At 64.9% G+C, this 14,095-nt stretch carries 20 protein-coding genes; 6 read left to right on the top strand and 14 right to left on the bottom strand.

Features of this window, described 5'->3' with window-relative positions:
* Positions 1-24: 24 nt before the first annotated feature.
* The 9 genes from ACKWRH_RS18740 to ACKWRH_RS18700 all read right to left on the bottom strand — a co-directional run bounded on the left by ACKWRH_RS18740 (position 25) and on the right by ACKWRH_RS18700 (position 7,200).
* Positions 25-690, bottom strand: a complete 666-nt coding sequence (locus tag ACKWRH_RS18740; RefSeq protein WP_445222435.1) for a DUF429 domain-containing protein — start codon at positions 688-690, stop codon at positions 25-27.
* A 31-nt stretch (positions 691-721) separates the two neighbouring features.
* On the bottom strand, positions 722-1,069 hold the full coding sequence (locus tag ACKWRH_RS18735; RefSeq protein ID WP_445221792.1) for a carboxymuconolactone decarboxylase family protein: 348 nt from the start codon (positions 1,067-1,069) through the stop codon (positions 722-724).
* A gap of 3 nt (positions 1,070-1,072) precedes the next feature.
* The gene (locus ACKWRH_RS18730; protein ID WP_259257854.1) at positions 1,073-1,594 is read right to left on the bottom strand and encodes an RNA polymerase sigma factor; all 522 of its coding nucleotides are present in this window, start codon (positions 1,592-1,594) and stop codon (positions 1,073-1,075) included.
* A complete protein-coding gene (locus tag ACKWRH_RS18725) occupies positions 1,591-1,800 on the bottom strand; it encodes a YgaP family membrane protein (RefSeq protein WP_445221791.1) in 210 nt (69 codons plus the stop codon). Before ACKWRH_RS18725 ends, ACKWRH_RS18730 begins: the two co-directional genes overlap by 4 nt.
* Positions 1,801-1,895: 95 nt before the next feature.
* Positions 1,896-3,080, bottom strand: a complete 1,185-nt coding sequence (locus tag ACKWRH_RS18720; RefSeq protein ID WP_445221790.1) for a serine hydrolase domain-containing protein — start codon at positions 3,078-3,080, stop codon at positions 1,896-1,898.
* 72 nt (positions 3,081-3,152) lie between these two features.
* Positions 3,153-3,842, bottom strand: a complete 690-nt coding sequence (locus tag ACKWRH_RS18715; protein WP_445221789.1) for a GNAT family N-acetyltransferase — start codon at positions 3,840-3,842, stop codon at positions 3,153-3,155.
* 4 nt (positions 3,843-3,846) lie between these two features.
* Entirely contained in the window at positions 3,847-4,194 is a 348-nt protein-coding gene (locus ACKWRH_RS18710; RefSeq protein ID WP_014495864.1) for a Lin0512 family protein, read from the bottom strand.
* Positions 4,195-4,399: 205 nt separating this feature from the next.
* On the bottom strand, positions 4,400-6,064 hold the full coding sequence (locus ACKWRH_RS18705) for an acetolactate synthase large subunit (RefSeq protein ID WP_445221788.1): 1,665 nt from the start codon (positions 6,062-6,064) through the stop codon (positions 4,400-4,402).
* A gap of 242 nt (positions 6,065-6,306) precedes the next feature.
* Positions 6,307-7,200 (bottom strand): LysR family transcriptional regulator, encoded by an 894-nt coding sequence (locus ACKWRH_RS18700; protein ID WP_445221787.1) that lies wholly within the window; start codon positions 7,198-7,200, stop codon positions 6,307-6,309.
* 116 nt (positions 7,201-7,316) lie between these two features.
* On the opposite strand from ACKWRH_RS18700, the gene ACKWRH_RS18695 reads away from it, so the two are divergent.
* Positions 7,317-7,544, top strand: a complete 228-nt coding sequence (locus ACKWRH_RS18695) for a tautomerase family protein (RefSeq protein ID WP_014495867.1) — start codon at positions 7,317-7,319, stop codon at positions 7,542-7,544.
* Here the strand turns inward: ACKWRH_RS18695 and ACKWRH_RS18690 are convergent.
* From ACKWRH_RS18690 to ACKWRH_RS18680, 3 genes are all read right to left on the bottom strand, one after another.
* Complete coding sequence (locus ACKWRH_RS18690) at positions 7,531-8,175, bottom strand: O-methyltransferase (protein ID WP_445221786.1); 645 nt, start codon at positions 8,173-8,175, stop codon at positions 7,531-7,533. The two genes, ACKWRH_RS18695 and ACKWRH_RS18690, sit on opposite strands and share 14 nt — an antisense overlap.
* Before the next feature lie 19 nt (positions 8,176-8,194).
* A complete protein-coding gene (locus tag ACKWRH_RS18685) occupies positions 8,195-8,821 on the bottom strand; it encodes a PadR family transcriptional regulator (protein ID WP_445221785.1) in 627 nt (208 codons plus the stop codon).
* Between the two features lie 128 nt (positions 8,822-8,949).
* The gene (locus tag ACKWRH_RS18680) at positions 8,950-9,501 is read right to left on the bottom strand and encodes a carboxymuconolactone decarboxylase family protein (RefSeq protein ID WP_445221784.1); all 552 of its coding nucleotides are present in this window, start codon (positions 9,499-9,501) and stop codon (positions 8,950-8,952) included.
* A gap of 69 nt (positions 9,502-9,570) precedes the next feature.
* On the opposite strand from ACKWRH_RS18680, the gene ACKWRH_RS18675 reads away from it, so the two are divergent.
* Positions 9,571-9,924: an MmcQ/YjbR family DNA-binding protein gene (locus ACKWRH_RS18675; protein ID WP_445221783.1), complete on the top strand. Its 354-nt coding sequence runs from the start codon at positions 9,571-9,573 to the stop codon at positions 9,922-9,924.
* A 100-nt stretch (positions 9,925-10,024) separates the two neighbouring features.
* The gene (locus ACKWRH_RS18670) at positions 10,025-10,180 is read left to right on the top strand and encodes a hypothetical protein (RefSeq protein WP_445221782.1); all 156 of its coding nucleotides are present in this window, start codon (positions 10,025-10,027) and stop codon (positions 10,178-10,180) included.
* A gap of 78 nt (positions 10,181-10,258) precedes the next feature.
* Here the strand turns inward: ACKWRH_RS18670 and ACKWRH_RS18665 are convergent, their stop codons facing one another.
* Positions 10,259-10,729: a MarR family winged helix-turn-helix transcriptional regulator gene (locus ACKWRH_RS18665; RefSeq protein ID WP_445221781.1), complete on the bottom strand. Its 471-nt coding sequence runs from the start codon at positions 10,727-10,729 to the stop codon at positions 10,259-10,261.
* 148 nt (positions 10,730-10,877) lie between these two features.
* On the opposite strand from ACKWRH_RS18665, the gene ACKWRH_RS18660 reads away from it, so the two are divergent.
* The 3 genes from ACKWRH_RS18660 to ACKWRH_RS18650 are packed head-to-tail and all read left to right on the top strand — an operon-like array spanning position 10,878 to position 12,655.
* A complete protein-coding gene (locus tag ACKWRH_RS18660; RefSeq protein ID WP_445221780.1) occupies positions 10,878-11,279 on the top strand; it encodes an Ohr family peroxiredoxin in 402 nt (133 codons plus the stop codon).
* 31 nt (positions 11,280-11,310) lie between these two features.
* Positions 11,311-11,724, top strand: coding sequence for a cupin domain-containing protein (locus tag ACKWRH_RS18655; RefSeq protein WP_445221779.1), 414 nt, complete (start codon positions 11,311-11,313; stop codon positions 11,722-11,724).
* A 52-nt stretch (positions 11,725-11,776) separates the two neighbouring features.
* Positions 11,777-12,655 (top strand): bifunctional helix-turn-helix transcriptional regulator/GNAT family N-acetyltransferase, encoded by an 879-nt coding sequence (locus ACKWRH_RS18650; protein ID WP_445221778.1) that lies wholly within the window; start codon positions 11,777-11,779, stop codon positions 12,653-12,655.
* 6 nt (positions 12,656-12,661) lie between these two features.
* Here the strand turns inward: ACKWRH_RS18650 and ACKWRH_RS18645 are convergent, their stop codons facing one another.
* Positions 12,662-13,882, bottom strand: coding sequence for an MFS transporter (locus ACKWRH_RS18645; RefSeq protein ID WP_445221777.1), 1,221 nt, complete (start codon positions 13,880-13,882; stop codon positions 12,662-12,664).
* Positions 13,883-14,095 lie beyond the last annotated feature (213 nt).

The raw sequence follows: 14,095 nt of genomic DNA, 5'->3' as shown, positions 1-14,095 counted from the left end.
CTCGAAGCGCACGAGGCCGCGACCTCAATAATTGGTCTCCATCCGCAGTCCGCGCGGATCGACCTCCTCGCCGCCGACACGCTGTGTGCTGTCGCGAGCCGCGACCGCGCAGGCACAGGCATCGATGAGATCGTCGCGGCCGATGCCGGTGCCATGACGCTGCGTCAGCCATGTCTCCAGGCGCGTGAAGCCGCGTTGCGCCAGCAGCGCGATGCGCTGCTCACGACCTTGCGCCGACGTCTTTTTCGAGAGAAGGACTCGCCCTGCAAGATTCCAGAAAATCAATTCCGGATGCGCTTCGCCAATTGTCGCCTGCCGCGCCGGCGTCATGATCTCGTCGACGTCCCTGATCTTGTCCCTGATGTTCCAGAGCTGCGCCGACACGCCCCTGCCCTTGCCTTCCCGCTCCCAATAGTGGCGATTGGCGGCCGCCATGTCGGGAAATGTCCAGAGATCGCGGCGCGCGCCGAGAAACACGGCGGGGCCGACCAGCTCGCGTGCACGCAGGTCGCAGGCTCGATAGCCGCTCGGATTCAATCCGATCGGCATGTCGATCATCGCACGCGCATGCGGCAACGCCAGCAAGCGCGTGAGGCCCGGCGAATAATCAAAGCCGTGATCGCCGCGCCCGTCGATCCAGGCGGCGACCCAGCCGAAGCGGAATCCATCGAGACCGAGATAGTTCTTCACGCGCGCGATCCGGCCCGCGACCAACGCCTGCTCACCCCGTGGCCTCGTCACGATGCCGCTCGAACAAGCGCTGCGCCAGCAGCGCATGGCCGAGCGTACCACCGGCGCGCACGGCGGCCGCGATCAACGCGGCTTCGGCGACTTCCTCGCGCGTCGCGCCGGCCTTCGCTGCCTGCGCCGTATGCACGTCGAGGCAATAGGCGCATTGCGTGGTGAGCGCGACCGCGAGCGAGATCAGCTCGCGGTATTTCGGCGGGATCAATCCGTCCTTGCGCTCGACCGCGTGGTTGAACGCAAGGAACGCGTTGGCCTCGACCGGCGCCAGCGCCACGAAAGCGGGGACAGATTTCAGATCGTCAGGCGTTTGATAATCGGTCATGTCTCACCTCGTCAGATATTCGCGCATCAGGGCGCGGGCACGATGCAGGCGCGCCTTCACGGTCTGCCTGGACGCACCGAGCGCGGCGGCGATTTCGTCGATGGTCATTTCCTTGACGTCCCGCATCAGCGCGACATCGCGGTAGTGCGCTGGCAACGCTTCAAACGCAGCCGCCACGTCAAGACGCAAATCGGCTTCGGAACGCGACAGCAGCAGCGCCCCCACCTCGCCGTCGTCGATCGATGGCGCGAGGCCCGCCTTGCGCGCGAGCCGCAGACATTCGCGGCGGACCACGCTGAACAGCCACGCGGAAAAAGCGACCAGCGAGCGGATCGTGCCGACATGGCGGAACAGGATCCACATCGCCTCCTGGGTTGCATCCTCGGCATCCGCCGAGCTGCGGCAGGTGGCGCGCGCGTAGCGGCGGATATCCGGCTGCGCCGTCTCGAGCAGAGACGCGATCGCCTGGGGATCGCCGAGCCGGGCCGCCTCGAACAGGCTTGACGAGATCGCCGCCGCACTCACGACACGCCTCCTCGTCCGATCCCGGCCATCGTGCACATCGGGCAATAGCCGACGAGCCCCGTCAGTGCGAAGCCTGTGCCCCCGAGCGCCACCAACCACGCCGCGACGCCGGTGAGATACACGAATGCGGCAATCGCAACCGCAATTCCGAGTGCAACCCGCACCGCCTGATGCAGACCGCCGATATTCTTCCTGTAGAATGCCATCACATCCTCCGAAATGAGCCGAAGCAAAATGCCTCGACCATCAAGAGGGCGCGAAGGCCGGAAAGGATTCGCGGACGCCGGCAATTTTTTCGCGATCAGCCTCCAACCGCCTGATAGGCCAGGCGCTTGAACTCGAAGAAGAAGGGGTTCCAGAAGCCCATATGGCGCTGGGCCATCAGCACGCCGGCGGTGTTGGCCTGCGGACAAATCCACCAATGGGTGCCGGCAAGCCCACCCCACTGGAATTCGCCGGTCGAATTCGGGGGATCGAACGGCGTCGGCGCAAAGGTGACCGCGCCGCCGAGACCAAAGCCCTTTCCGGGGATCGGCCCGAGATTGGCAAATCGGATGGTCTGGCCCGCGGGCAGCTGGTTCGTCATCATCTGCCGCAGCGTGTCGGGCTTCAGCAGCGCATCCGAACCGGGGAGCAGCGCGCGTACCAGCGCGAGCATGTCGGGCAAGGTCGAGACCAGACCGCCGCCGCCCGAGAGCCGCGGAAACGGCCGCCGATAGGCCTGCGGAAACGGAAGATTGTCGGCCCGTGTGAGGCCCGGCTTCATCGGATCGAGCACGTCGGCGCCGGTGTAGAGCGCAACCAGCCTGCCCTGCTGCGCCTCGGGCACTGAGAAGCCCGTATCGACCATGCCGAGGCGATCGAAGATGCGCGCCTTGAGGAAGGTGTCGAGCGCATGGCCGGAGACGACCTCGACCACGCGGCCAAGCACGTCGGTCGCCACCGAATATTCCCAGCCCGTGCCGGGATGATAGGACAGCGGCAGATCGGCGAGCTTGTCGATCATGTCGGTCAGCGGCGTCAGCGGGTTGAGCACGCGCGCCTCATTATAGCCTTTGAACAGCACCGTGCCGGGATCGAAGATGCCGTAGCTGAGGCCCGAGCTGTGGGTCAGCAGCTGGCGGATCGTGATGGGGCTCTTCGCCGGCTCGACATCGGCAAGGCTCGCCGCGCCCTGCTTCAGCACCTTGCGATTGCCGAGTTGCGGCAGGAATTTTTCGACGGGGTCATCAAGCCCGATGCGACCTTCCTCGACCAGCAGCATGATCGAGCAAGTGACGAAGATCTTGGTGTTGGAATAGGCGCGGAAGATGTGGTCGGGCCGTAGCGCGGTGTTGGCCTCGCGATCGGCGAAGCCGACGCATTGCTGATCGACGACGTCGCGGCCGCTGAGCACCGCCCAGGATACGCCCGGAATGATCTCCTGATCGACGTAACGCTGCATCGCCGTCAGTGCGGCAGAAAAATCAATCGTCCTGGCGTCCATGTGTTTCCCCCAATTATGGTTGGCAAGGATATAGCGCGCTTTCGCAGGAAATGAAGGTCGCCCGCTCCGCTCTCATGCCTTCATCAGCGCCGTGACGTAGAGGCGACGGCGGTTTGTCATACCCTGCCGTTCGTACAGCGCAATCGCCGAAGCATTGTGGGAAAATACGTGCAGGAACGGAATTTCGCCGCGCGCCTCGATCCGGCGCGCGACCGCCGCCAGCAGCGCCTGCGCGTAGCCGCGCCCACGATAGTCGGGATGCACGCAAACGGCAGTCATCTCGACGAATTTTCCCGGCTTCATCCGCTCGCCCGTCATCGCGACCAGTTCGCCACCGGCGCGGATGCCGAGGAAGGTGCCGAGCTCGTGGGTGCGCAGCGCGAATGGACCGGGCTTGGTCAGCTCCGTCAGCGCCATCATCGCGGGCACGTCGGCCGCCCCCAGCGTGACGATCTCGGCGTCGCGAAGCGGACTGTTGGCGGGCGAGCCGATCATCTGCTCCCCTGTCTCGGCCAGCACGACCTTGAATCCGGCGGGAACCTCGACAGGCTCCGGCGTGAACAGTGCGGCGACCTGCGAGCCCGACATGAGGTCGCCGAGCGCCGCGAAGCTTGCTTCGGACATGTCGACCATGTCGGCAAACGGCGTCATGTCCACGGGATAGCGCCGCGCGCGCGGGCCGCCCTCCGCCAGATCCTTCTGGCTCGTCGTCAGCGCGCTCCAGATCGGACGATCCAGCAACGCCAAATCGCTGTCGGACACCGGCCTAGTCCTTGTCGAAGCTGACGATCACCGCCGCATTGGCGATCAGGATGGGATCGTTGGCCACTTCCGTGGCCGAGGGAATCTCCAGCCCGCCCTTGACCGCAGTTACGGTCACCGTGCCGTAAGGCAGCTCCTTCGCAACGGCCTCCTTGTCCACCGCCTCTGGGTTGGGCACCGCAATCGTGACATCGACGAACATGTCGTTCGCGGTCTTCCCGATCATCCGGAAGAAACCGAGGCTGGAATGCCTGATGGCATCAGACACCGCGCGCTTCGCCGCCTTGGTGGCGTCCCTGCCGTGAACGTCGACGCCCATGCCCATCTCGGTGATACAGCGAACGCGAGTCATGTCTTATTCCTGGGGTTGGTTGGGTGATTGAGAGTGTCGGGGATCGGGGCCCTCGAGACAAGTGCGGTTGTCGTGTTTGACAAGGCGTCCGCCACAAACTCCGTCATTGCGAGCGCAGCGAAGCAATCCAGACTGCCTCCGCGGAGCAATTCTGGATTGCTTCGTCGCTTCGCTCCTCGCAAATGACGGGCGTGGCGCGAACACATCACGCCTTCGACTTCTCATGCGCGCGCAGCTCGTCCACGAGCACCCGCACGTTCTCCGAATAGTCGATCGGGATCACGACCAGATGCACGCCCCCCTCCTTGAAGGCCGCATCAAGCGTCGGGCCGAAGCTGTCGATGCTCTCGATGCGATGTCCTTTGGCACCGTAGGCCTTCGCGTACAGCACGAAGTCCGGATTGCCAAAGGTCATACCGTAATCGGCGAAGTGATCGACCGCCTGCTTCCAGCGGATCATGCCGTAGGCGTTGTCCTCGAGCACCAGCACGACCAGGTTGAGCTTGAGGCGGACGGCGGTCTCCATCTCCTGGCTGTTCATCATGAAGCCGCCGTCGCCGGCGACCGCGAGCACGCGGCGGTCGGGTAAGAGCATCGCGGCCATCATCGCCGACGGCAGGCCGGCGCCCATCGTCGCCAGCGCATTGTCGAGCAGCAGCGTGTTGGCGACGCGGGTTCGGTAGTTGCGCGCGAACCAGATCTTGTACATGCCGTTGTCGAGCGCGACGATGCCATTCTCCGGGATCACCTGGCGGATGTCGTGCACGACGCGCTGCGGTGTCGGCGGCCAGCGCGCCTCGGTGGCGCGGTCAGCGATGTGCGTGAGGATCTCCTCGCGCAACGGCAACAACGCCGCCGCCTGCGGCAGCTTGCCTTCGAGCCGGTCGGCGAGCAGCTCCAGGCTCGGGCCGACGTCGCCGACGACCTCGGCATCTGGGAAATAGACCAGCTCGACGCTCGCCGGCGTGTAGCTGACGTGAATGACCTTCGGTCCCGACGGCCCCATGATGAAGGGGGGCTTCTCGATCGGGTCATGGCCGATCGCCACGATCAGATCGGCCGCGTCGATCGCGTCATGGACGTAGTCGCGCTCGGATAGCGCCGCCGTGCCCATGTAGAGATTGGTGCCGCCGGGCACCGTGCCTTTCCCCATCTGCGTCGTGAAAAACGGAATGCCGGTTCGCCGCACGAAGCTGGCGATGCCGTGGGTCGAGCGCGGCCGGCTGGTCGCAGCGCCCATCATCACCAATGGACGCCTTGCGGCCAGGATCATCTCGGCCGCGCGGTCGAGCGCGGCGCGATGGGCGACCGGAATTTCAATCGGATGGACCGGGATCACGGGGACGGCCGGCACTTCATCGCCCGCGATGTCCTCGGGCAGCTCGAGATGCACCGGCCCCGGCCGTTCCTCCATCGCCACGCGAAAGGCATCGCGCACCACGGTCGGAATGCTGGAGGCGCTGATGATCTGCCGAGAGAGCTTCGTCAGCGGCTTCATGGTCGCAACCACATCCACGATCTGGAAGCGCGCCTGCCGGCTGCTCATGATCGGCTTCTGCCCGGTGATCAAAATCATCGGCATCGCGCCGAGATGGGCATAGGCGGCGCCCGTGGACAGGTTGAGCGCGCCCGGGCCGAGCGTCGAGAGACACACTCCAGGCTTGCCGGTGAGCCGACCATGCGTGGCGGCCATGAAGGCCGCGGCCTGCTCGTGACGGGTCAGGACCAGCTCGATCTTGGAGGCGCGCAGTGATTCGACGAGGTCCAGATTTTCCTCTCCGGGGATACCGAAGATGCGATCGACGCCCTCGTTCTCCAGCGCCGCGACAAACAGGTCCGATCCTTTTGCCTTGCGTTCCTGCCCGCTCATGTCGCCTCCGCTCGCTGTGCGTCCCGTGGTCGGGAGCGGTCACATGGTAGCGGCTCGTGGCGCAGGCACAACTCACAAAGAGGCGGGCGATTGTTCCAACATCATCAATACGATCGCAGCAAAGCAATCCAGAATCTTTCCGCGGATATTTCTGGATTGCTCCGCCGCGCTCGCAATGACGAACTCCGGCAGAGCGGGTTGACCGACTGTTCGGGTGTTTTTGCCTGTCGGGCTACGAAGCTCTAAAGCTTCGCCTCGGCAAAGATGCCTGATATCCAGTCGAGGAAGACGCGCAGGCGGAGCGCGAGCTGGCGGTTTTGCGGATAGAGCGCGGAGAGCGGCGTCGGCGACGGCGGATAACCGGCCAGCACCTCGACCAGCGCACCGCTGGCGAGATCCGCCGCGAAGCGATAGCGGGGCGCCTGTGTCAGGCCGAACCCGAGCCGCGCGAGATCGGCCATGGTGTCGGAATTGTTGACGCGAACCCGGCTTGGCAGCACGACATTGCGCAGCGCGCCGGCGACGGAAAATTCCAGCGGCAGCACATCGCCGGTGCGCGAGGAGATGAACGCGACCATCTGATGCCCGTCGAGCGTATCAGGCGTCGCGGGCATGCCGTGGCTGGCGAGATAAGCCGGACTCGCCACCGTGATTTCCTCGACCGTGCCGAGGCGCCTCAAAATCATCCCGCTGTCCTCGGGCTCGCCCGACCGGATCGCGCAATCGATGCCCTCGCGCACGAGATCGACCAGCCGGTCGCCCTGCCCAATCTGCAAGTCGAGCTGCGGATGGCGCGCCAGGAATTCCGGCAGGTGCGGCAAGATGAAGGTGCGGGTCAGCAAGGGATGTGCGTCGATGCGCAGCAAGCCACGCGGTCGCGCATCGCGCATCGTGGTTTCGGCTTCCTCGACATCCGCGAGGATGGCGACGCAGCGGCGGTAATAGTCCTCGCCGTCGAGCGTCGGCGTGACATGCCGCGTCGTGCGTTCGAGCAGCCGTGCGCCCAGACGCACCTCGAGACCGCGCAAAACCTCGCTCGCCGTCGAACGGGGAATGCCGAGGTCGGCCGCCGCAGCCGTAAAGCTCTGCCGTTCGACGAGGCGGACGAACAGGCGCATGGCGTCAAATCGGTCCATGGCCGATTGTTCACCACAGCCGACAAGTGATGACAAGTTTTTCGCGATTATCCGGTCGCAGCGATCGGGCATTCTCGAACAGGAGCAACCACCCCCATCACACGGAGAGACCCATCATGCCCTTCGCCAATATCAAGATCCCCCAGGCCGCCTTATCGCGGGCGCAGAAGGCGGAGATCGTGCACAACCTCACCGCGCTGTTCGCGCACTATTTCGGCGAAGCGGCGCGGACGCACACCATGGTGCTGATCGAGGAAGTGCCAGATGGCGGTTATGGCCGCGCCGACGAGGTGTTCGTAGTTCCCGACGCCTATCGCGCAAGCGACGCCGCTACCTCACCTTGAGGCTGAGCTCGGTGCCGCCCTTGAGCGGCAGCGTCATCGATACGAAGCCGTTGTCGGGATCGCGGATGAAGGCGAGATAGTCGGGCTCGGCATTGTCGTTCATGACGTAACCGCCGACGCGCAGCTGCGGCGCGACGATCCCGATCACCTCGCGCGCCAGCGACGGGCCGGCCTCGCCCGGCCAGCCGTCGATCAGGACGAAATCGACGGGGCCACCGAGATCGCGCAAGGTTCTTCGCGCATCGCCCTCGCGGATCTCGGCATAGTCGGCAAGGCCGGCCTCGGCGAGATTGCGTTTGGCGGTCTCGACCTTGGCCGGCACGATCTCCGAGCCGATCACGGTGCCGCCGCCATTGTCGCGGATAGCGGCCGCGAAGTAGAGCGTGGACATGCCGACGGAGGTGGCGAACTCGGCCACGCGCGTGGCACGCAGGCCACGGCACAGCAGATAGATCAGTTCGCCCTGCTCGGAATGAATCGAAAAGCCCTGCTCGGCATAGGCGTGGGGATCGCGGCTGTTGAAGGAGCCGCGCGGCCCTCCGCCTGATGGACGCTGCCGCGCGCCTTGGAGGCGCGCGAGGACGGCGTTGACGCGTGGGTCTTGAATCGGGCTGTGGGGCCGATCATTCATGTGTTGCTTCGCCTCTCAGTTATTTGCCGAGGATTTCCGCGGCGGCACGATCCAGGATCGCCGCGATGCGGCGCGCCTCGGCGGAGTCGCTGCCATGCCTGGAACGCAGCGCGCGCTTGAGGTTGTGGCGGGCACGGTGCAATTCGTCGGAGGCGTCGGCATCGAGATCGCTGACGCCGGCAAAGGCCTCGCGCACCTCGTCCATGCGGCGCCCGATCCGCGACAGCGCTTGCAGGATCGCATCCGCAGTGGCGCGGTTCTCGGCGAGATGCGCCTCGCCCTGCGGCGTGATGCTGTAGAGCTTTCGACCGCCGTCCTGCGCGACGCTGCTATGGCCAACCTCTTCGAGATAGGTCAGCGCCGGATAGATCACGCCCGGGCTCGGCGTGTAGAAGCCGTCGGACCGCTCCTCGATGATCTTGATCAGCTCGTAACCATGAGCCGGCTTTTCGGCGAGCAACGCCAGGATCACGAGCTGGAGGTCCTGTGAGGACAGCCGCCTTGCCCCGGGGAAATCGCCGCCCGGGCCGCGCCCGAAGAAGCCATGCCCGCCGCGGCCGAAGCGTCGCCCGCCGCCATGCCGGCCCATTACGAAATGGGCGAAATGCCCGAAGTGGAAGTCTCTGTGGTCTCGTCCGTGATGCATATCGTACGTCCTTTTGTAAAACATATCTTACGATATAATTTGCGATATAAAAACCGCAACCCACAAATCTGTGATCGGACGCCCTGGCGCCGATCCCGACTCGGGGGACCAGCACCGCCGGCGGCCGATTACTCCGCGGCTTCGCTGTGGGAAACGCCGTGCTCGACCTCGAGCTGAAGGATGTCGTTGAAGCGGTTGAACGCGCCGCAGAGCGCGATGCGCCAGGTCAGCTCGACGATCTCTGCTTCCGAGAAATGTGTGCGCAGGCGGGCGAAGATCTCATCGCGGGTCTTGTTCCAGTTGTTGGTGACGGCGATCGAATATTCGACGACGAGCTTGTCGAGCTCATCGAGCTCGGGATGGTCCTTGTAATCGACGAGGCGCGCGGCGCCCTCTTCCGACACGCCCTGCACCGCCAGCTTTGGTGCGTGGTGCGAGACGCAATAGTCGCATTTGTTGAGCAGCGAGACCGTGACCAGCGCGAGCTCCAGATGGCGCTTCGAGACATTGCCTTCTTCAGCAAGATCGACCAGCAGCGACCACATATGCTTGAAGATCGGCAGGCGGTGGGCCATGACACCGGCCTGGTTCTCGAACGCGCCGTAGGTCGTCATCTTGTCCCACAGCGGCCTCAGCGCCTCCGGCGGATCGTCCCTGGTCTTGATCGAAACGCGCGACATGGCAATTCATCCCTGGTTGGAAGACACATGTTGCCATAACGGCGGTCCTTTCGTCTCAAGTGCGAGCGCATGACACCAAAGACATTCGAAGCCCGCTGCCTGCGCCTGCCTGCGGCCACCAAGGTGGTCCAGTGGGAAGGCACCTCCGTGTTCAAGGTCGGCGGCAAGATGTTCGCGCTCGGCGGCGGCTTTGCCGCGGGCTCCGGCGGCTACATGTTCAAGGTCTCGGACATGGCCTATGCGATGCTGATCGAGCATGGCGTGGCACGACCGGCGCCCTATCTGGCGCGCGCCAAATGGGTGCAGCTCGCCAGCAATAACGCACTTCCCGATGCGGAACTCACCGCCTATCTGGCGCAGGCCCATGCCCTGATTGTCGCAAAGCTCACGCGCAAATCGCGCATGGCGCTCGGGCTGGACTGAGTACTCTCCACAACGTGATGCGCTGATCATCGTACTCCCATTGGAGTTTTGCTGCACCGCACCTAGCTCGAAGCAAAGCCCATTCGAGATGGAGTGCTCCATGAGCAAGCTCAACACCACTGCAGCCCAAACTTATCGCTATGAACTCGTGCATGATGATGATGACGCCGACTTCGTCGCTTACCAGCGCCGTCGCGAAGACGGGTTCTGGCAGACTTTTGCGACCTGGATGATTCCGCGCACGGTCTGCAACTAGAGCCGCGCGCTTTTCCTTCGTGGTTGTGTCGGAGGCGGACGCCGTCTCCGACTTTCCCAGCGGGAAGGCGCTGCCCGCTCAGCGTTTCTTCTCTCCGGCCGCTTGGGTCGCGCGCAGCAGATTGTCGCGCAGCCGGCTCACCGTCTTCTGCACCACCGGAAAATCGTCGCCGAGGCCGGTCGCCTCGATCACGGCCTCGCCGAGATCCTGTTCGATCAGTTTCCGGCCGCCCGGCGTCAGGCTCACCCGCACCTGCCGCTCGTCGGCGGGATCGCGGTGACGCCTGATGTAACCGACCTGCTCGAGCTTCTTCAGGATCGGCGTCAGCGTGTTGGATTCCAGGAACAGCTTGTCGCCCAGCGCGCTGACGGTCTGCTCGTCCTCGTCCGACAGCGCCACCATGGCGATGTACTGGGTGTAGGTCAGCCCCACCTTGTCCAGCAGGGGCTTGTAGGCGCGGCCGAACGCCAGATTGGCCGAATAGACGGCAAAGCACAGGAAATTCGACAGTTTTCGGCCTTTGCCGGCGGCTTTGGCGGGACGGGACACGTGAACCTCCGCAATTCGTGATCTGCAGATCCATATAAATCGCATCCGATTAAATCGGAAGAGCTTGACCGGACAGAGCGACGGGTTTATTTCAACGCGCACCCGATTAGATCGCACGCGATGCAAATCGAACCCGAAAGGATCCGCCATGACCACCGCTGCAAAGCTTCTCTTCACCGGCAAGACCCACGTCACCTCCGGCCCCGACGGCGCCGCGCACGCGAACGACGGCTCTCTCGATATCAAGCTGGCCCAGCCGCACCCGGCCGCCGAGAACCTGTTCGCCGCCGCCTGGTCGGCCTGCTACCTCGGCGCGCTCGGCCTCGCCGCCGCCCAGCGCAAGGTCAAGCTGCCGAGCGAGCCGTCGGTCGACACCACGATCGACCTGAGCAACGCCAATGGCGCCTTCTTCCTGCGGGCCCGTCTCGACGTCAGCGTTCCCGGCGTCGATCGCACGGTCGCCCAGGAGCTGATCGAGGCCGCGCACGGCATCTGCCCCTACTCCAAGGCCGTCCACGGCAACATCGAGGTGACCACCACCCTCGTCTGACCCGCCATCAAGCGAACATCAGGAGCCGACCATGAGCCCCTATCCATTACGAGCCCTGCGCGTGCTTGCGAGCGCGGCCGTGCTCGCCACCAACCTTCTCACCTTGCCGGCGGCAGCCCAGCCGGCCGGCGTCACGCGCACCGACCTCCAGCGCCATGATCTCAGCGCGCCCGGTCGCGAGGCGGTCCAGGTCCGCGTCGACCTCGCGCCCGGAGTTGCGTTCGGCCGGCACACCCATCCAGGCGAGGAGATTATCTATGTGCTGACAGGCGCCATCGAATACGACGTCGAGGGCAAGCCCCCGGTGACGCTCAAGGCAGGCGACGTGCTGTTCATTCCAGCGGGAGCGGTTCATGCGGCGAAGAACGTCGGCGAGGACACCGCGAGCGAGCTTGCGACCTATATCGTCGCCAAGGACAAGCCGCTGCTGACGCTGGTAAAGTGAGACCGGCCGTCTCGATTGACCCGCGCACAATATCTGACTAAAGTCAGATATCATGCTCGATCCCGTCTCCCGCGTCCGCCGCTTCAATCGCGCCGTGACCTCCGCCGTCGGCGCGCTCGACACCTCGTTCCTCGGGCGCGGCCGGCCGCTCGGGGCGGCGCGCGTGCTCAATGCGATCGGACACGGGCGTTCGGACGTGGCGGAGATCCGCGACTATCTCGGGCTCGATTCCGGATTGATGAGCCGGCTGCTCCGCAGCCTCGAGGACGAAGGGCTGGTCGAGACCACAACGCATGAGGACGATGCGCGCCGTCGTGTCGCAACGTTGACGCGTGCGGGACGGCGCGAGTTCGCAGCCTACGAGGCGCTGTCGAATACACAGGCCGAAGGCTTCCTGGTGCAACATTCGCAGCGCGAGGCGCTGCTGGCGGCGATGGACCTGATCGCCTCCGCATTGACGCGCGAGCGCGTCGCGCTGGAGGAGATGGATCCACGGAGCGAAGAAGCACGTTATTGCCTGCGCGAGTACTATTCCGAGCTCGGGCGCCGCTTCAAGCAGGGTTTTGACGTCTCGCTGTCGCGCGATCCTGACGCCAAGGACATGCGCCGGCCGCGCGGCAGCTTCATCGTCGCGACGTCCGACACGCTGCCGATCGGCTGCGTCGGATTGAAGGGAACGGATCACGGCTATGCCGAGATCAAGCGTCTCTGGGTTGCCCCGGCAGCGCGCGGATTGCGGCTCGGCCGGCGCCTGATGGACGCGGCCGAGAATGCCGCACGCGACCTCGGCATCACGCTGCTGCGGCTCGACACCAACAGCGCGCTCGCCGAAGCCGGCCAGCTCTACCGCACCACGGGCTGGCGCGAGATCCCCCGCTTCAACGATGATCCCTACCCGGATCTCTTTTTCGAAAAGCACATCCAGTCATAGACCTCGTCACGCCGCCGCCGCCGCGGCCTCGCCTTGCGGCTTCGCGAATGGCCTGAAATTCATCGCCATCAGGAAGGCGCCGAGGCCCATGGCCCAGGAGGCGATATAGAGCCAGGCGTAGCTGGAGAACGCGTCGTAGATCAGGCCGCCGGCGAGCGGGCCGGTCGCCATGCCGAGGCTGCCGGCCATCGCGGTGCCGCCGATCACCGTGCCCATCATGCGCAGCGGAAAGTTTTCGCGCACCAGCACGGCATAGAGCGGCATGGTGCCGGCATAGATGAAGCCGAAGACGGCGCCGACCGCGTAGAATGTCGCGAGCTGCTGCGCGAAGACATAGGCGAGCGCGCCGAACGCCTGCAACAGCAGCCCCGTCACCAGCACGCGCTTGGCGCCGAAACGATCGCCGAGTAGCCCGAAGGCGATGCGGCCGCCCATGCCGGCAAAGCCCTCGATGCTGTAGATCGTCACCGCCGCGATCAGCGGGATGCCGCAGCTCACGGCATAGCTGACGGTGTGGATGATCGGGCCGGAATGGGTGGCGCAGCAGAAGAAGTTGGTGGCGAGCAGGATCATGAATTGCGGCGAGCGCAGTGCCTCGCCAAGCGACATCTCCCCTTGCGGCGCGCTCTCGCCCGCAGGCGCGGCCACGGCATGCGCGAGCGCGGGCGGGCGTCGTACCAGGAACGAGACCGGGATCATGATGGCGCCGACCACCAGTGCCACGATCTGCATCGAGGTTCGCCAGTCGTGGCCGGAGACGAGCCAGGCCGCGAGCGGCGCCATCGTCATCGGCGCCATGCCCATGCCGGCCGACACCAGCGACACAGCCAGGCTGCGGTGGGTGTCGAACCAGCCGGTGACGGTCGCCATCATCGGCGCGAAGATCGCCGCGCAGGAGGCGCCGACCAGAAGGCCGAACATGACCTGGAACGCCAGCAGGGAGGTCGCATGGCTTGCCGCGAACAGGCTGAGCGACAGGACTATCGATCCCGTCAGCACCACCGGCAGCGGCCCGAATCTGTCGGTCGCCGTGCCCCAGGCCATGCTGGTGAAGGCCATCGCCAGGAACCCGATCGTCATCGCGCTGGAAACGCCGGTCACCGACCAGCCGGTATCCTTGGCGATCGGCTGGAGGAACACCGGCAGCGAAAACATGCCGCCGATCGCGACGCAGCCGAGCAAGCCGCCGGCAGCGACGATCACCCAGCGATAGGAGGAAGCGTTCATTTGGGTCTCCCGTCAGGTCTGTCTGGGTGGAAGACGAATGGGAACTGCGCCTGCCGACAACGGCACCGAGGACACCAGATTTTTTTTGGCGCCGCCAAACAAAAATCCCGAAAACAACCCCATGCACAGTAGCCGGCCGCTGCCGGATCAAAGACTTACCAACGCCCTGCAACACGAGGGCGCGTTTGACACGTCGGGCAAAACACCGGCACA

This window comes from Bradyrhizobium sp. Pa8, assembly GCF_052588265.1.
Note: the sequence above shows the minus strand (reverse complement) of the source record. Positions and strands in the feature narration are given on the sequence as shown.

Excerpts from the sequence above, each read along its gene's own strand:
- ACKWRH_RS18735 (WP_445221792.1), bottom strand. The coding sequence starts at position 1,069 with ATGACCGATTATCAAACGCCTGACGATCTGAAATCTGTCCCCGCTTTC.
- ACKWRH_RS18725 (WP_445221791.1), bottom strand. The coding sequence starts at position 1,800 with ATGGCATTCTACAGGAAGAATATCGGCGGTCTGCATCAGGCGGTGCGG.
- ACKWRH_RS18720 (WP_445221790.1), bottom strand. The coding sequence starts at position 3,080 with ATGGACGCCAGGACGATTGATTTTTCTGCCGCACTGACGGCGATGCAG.
- ACKWRH_RS18710 (WP_014495864.1), bottom strand. The coding sequence starts at position 4,194 with ATGACTCGCGTTCGCTGTATCACCGAGATGGGCATGGGCGTCGACGTT.
- ACKWRH_RS18705 (WP_445221788.1), bottom strand. The coding sequence starts at position 6,064 with ATGAGCGGGCAGGAACGCAAGGCAAAAGGATCGGACCTGTTTGTCGCG.
- ACKWRH_RS18700 (WP_445221787.1), bottom strand. The coding sequence starts at position 7,200 with ATGGACCGATTTGACGCCATGCGCCTGTTCGTCCGCCTCGTCGAACGG.
- ACKWRH_RS18695 (WP_014495867.1), top strand. The coding sequence starts at position 7,317 with ATGCCCTTCGCCAATATCAAGATCCCCCAGGCCGCCTTATCGCGGGCG.
- ACKWRH_RS18690 (WP_445221786.1), bottom strand. The coding sequence starts at position 8,175 with ATGAATGATCGGCCCCACAGCCCGATTCAAGACCCACGCGTCAACGCC.
- ACKWRH_RS18685 (WP_445221785.1), bottom strand. The coding sequence starts at position 8,821 with ATGCATCACGGACGAGACCACAGAGACTTCCACTTCGGGCATTTCGCC.
- ACKWRH_RS18680 (WP_445221784.1), bottom strand. The coding sequence starts at position 9,501 with ATGTCGCGCGTTTCGATCAAGACCAGGGACGATCCGCCGGAGGCGCTG.
- ACKWRH_RS18675 (WP_445221783.1), top strand. The coding sequence starts at position 9,571 with ATGACACCAAAGACATTCGAAGCCCGCTGCCTGCGCCTGCCTGCGGCC.
- ACKWRH_RS18670 (WP_445221782.1), top strand. The coding sequence starts at position 10,025 with ATGAGCAAGCTCAACACCACTGCAGCCCAAACTTATCGCTATGAACTC.
- ACKWRH_RS18660 (WP_445221780.1), top strand. The coding sequence starts at position 10,878 with ATGACCACCGCTGCAAAGCTTCTCTTCACCGGCAAGACCCACGTCACC.
- ACKWRH_RS18655 (WP_445221779.1), top strand. The coding sequence starts at position 11,311 with ATGAGCCCCTATCCATTACGAGCCCTGCGCGTGCTTGCGAGCGCGGCC.
- ACKWRH_RS18650 (WP_445221778.1), top strand. The coding sequence starts at position 11,777 with ATGCTCGATCCCGTCTCCCGCGTCCGCCGCTTCAATCGCGCCGTGACC.
- ACKWRH_RS18645 (WP_445221777.1), bottom strand. The coding sequence starts at position 13,882 with ATGAACGCTTCCTCCTATCGCTGGGTGATCGTCGCTGCCGGCGGCTTG.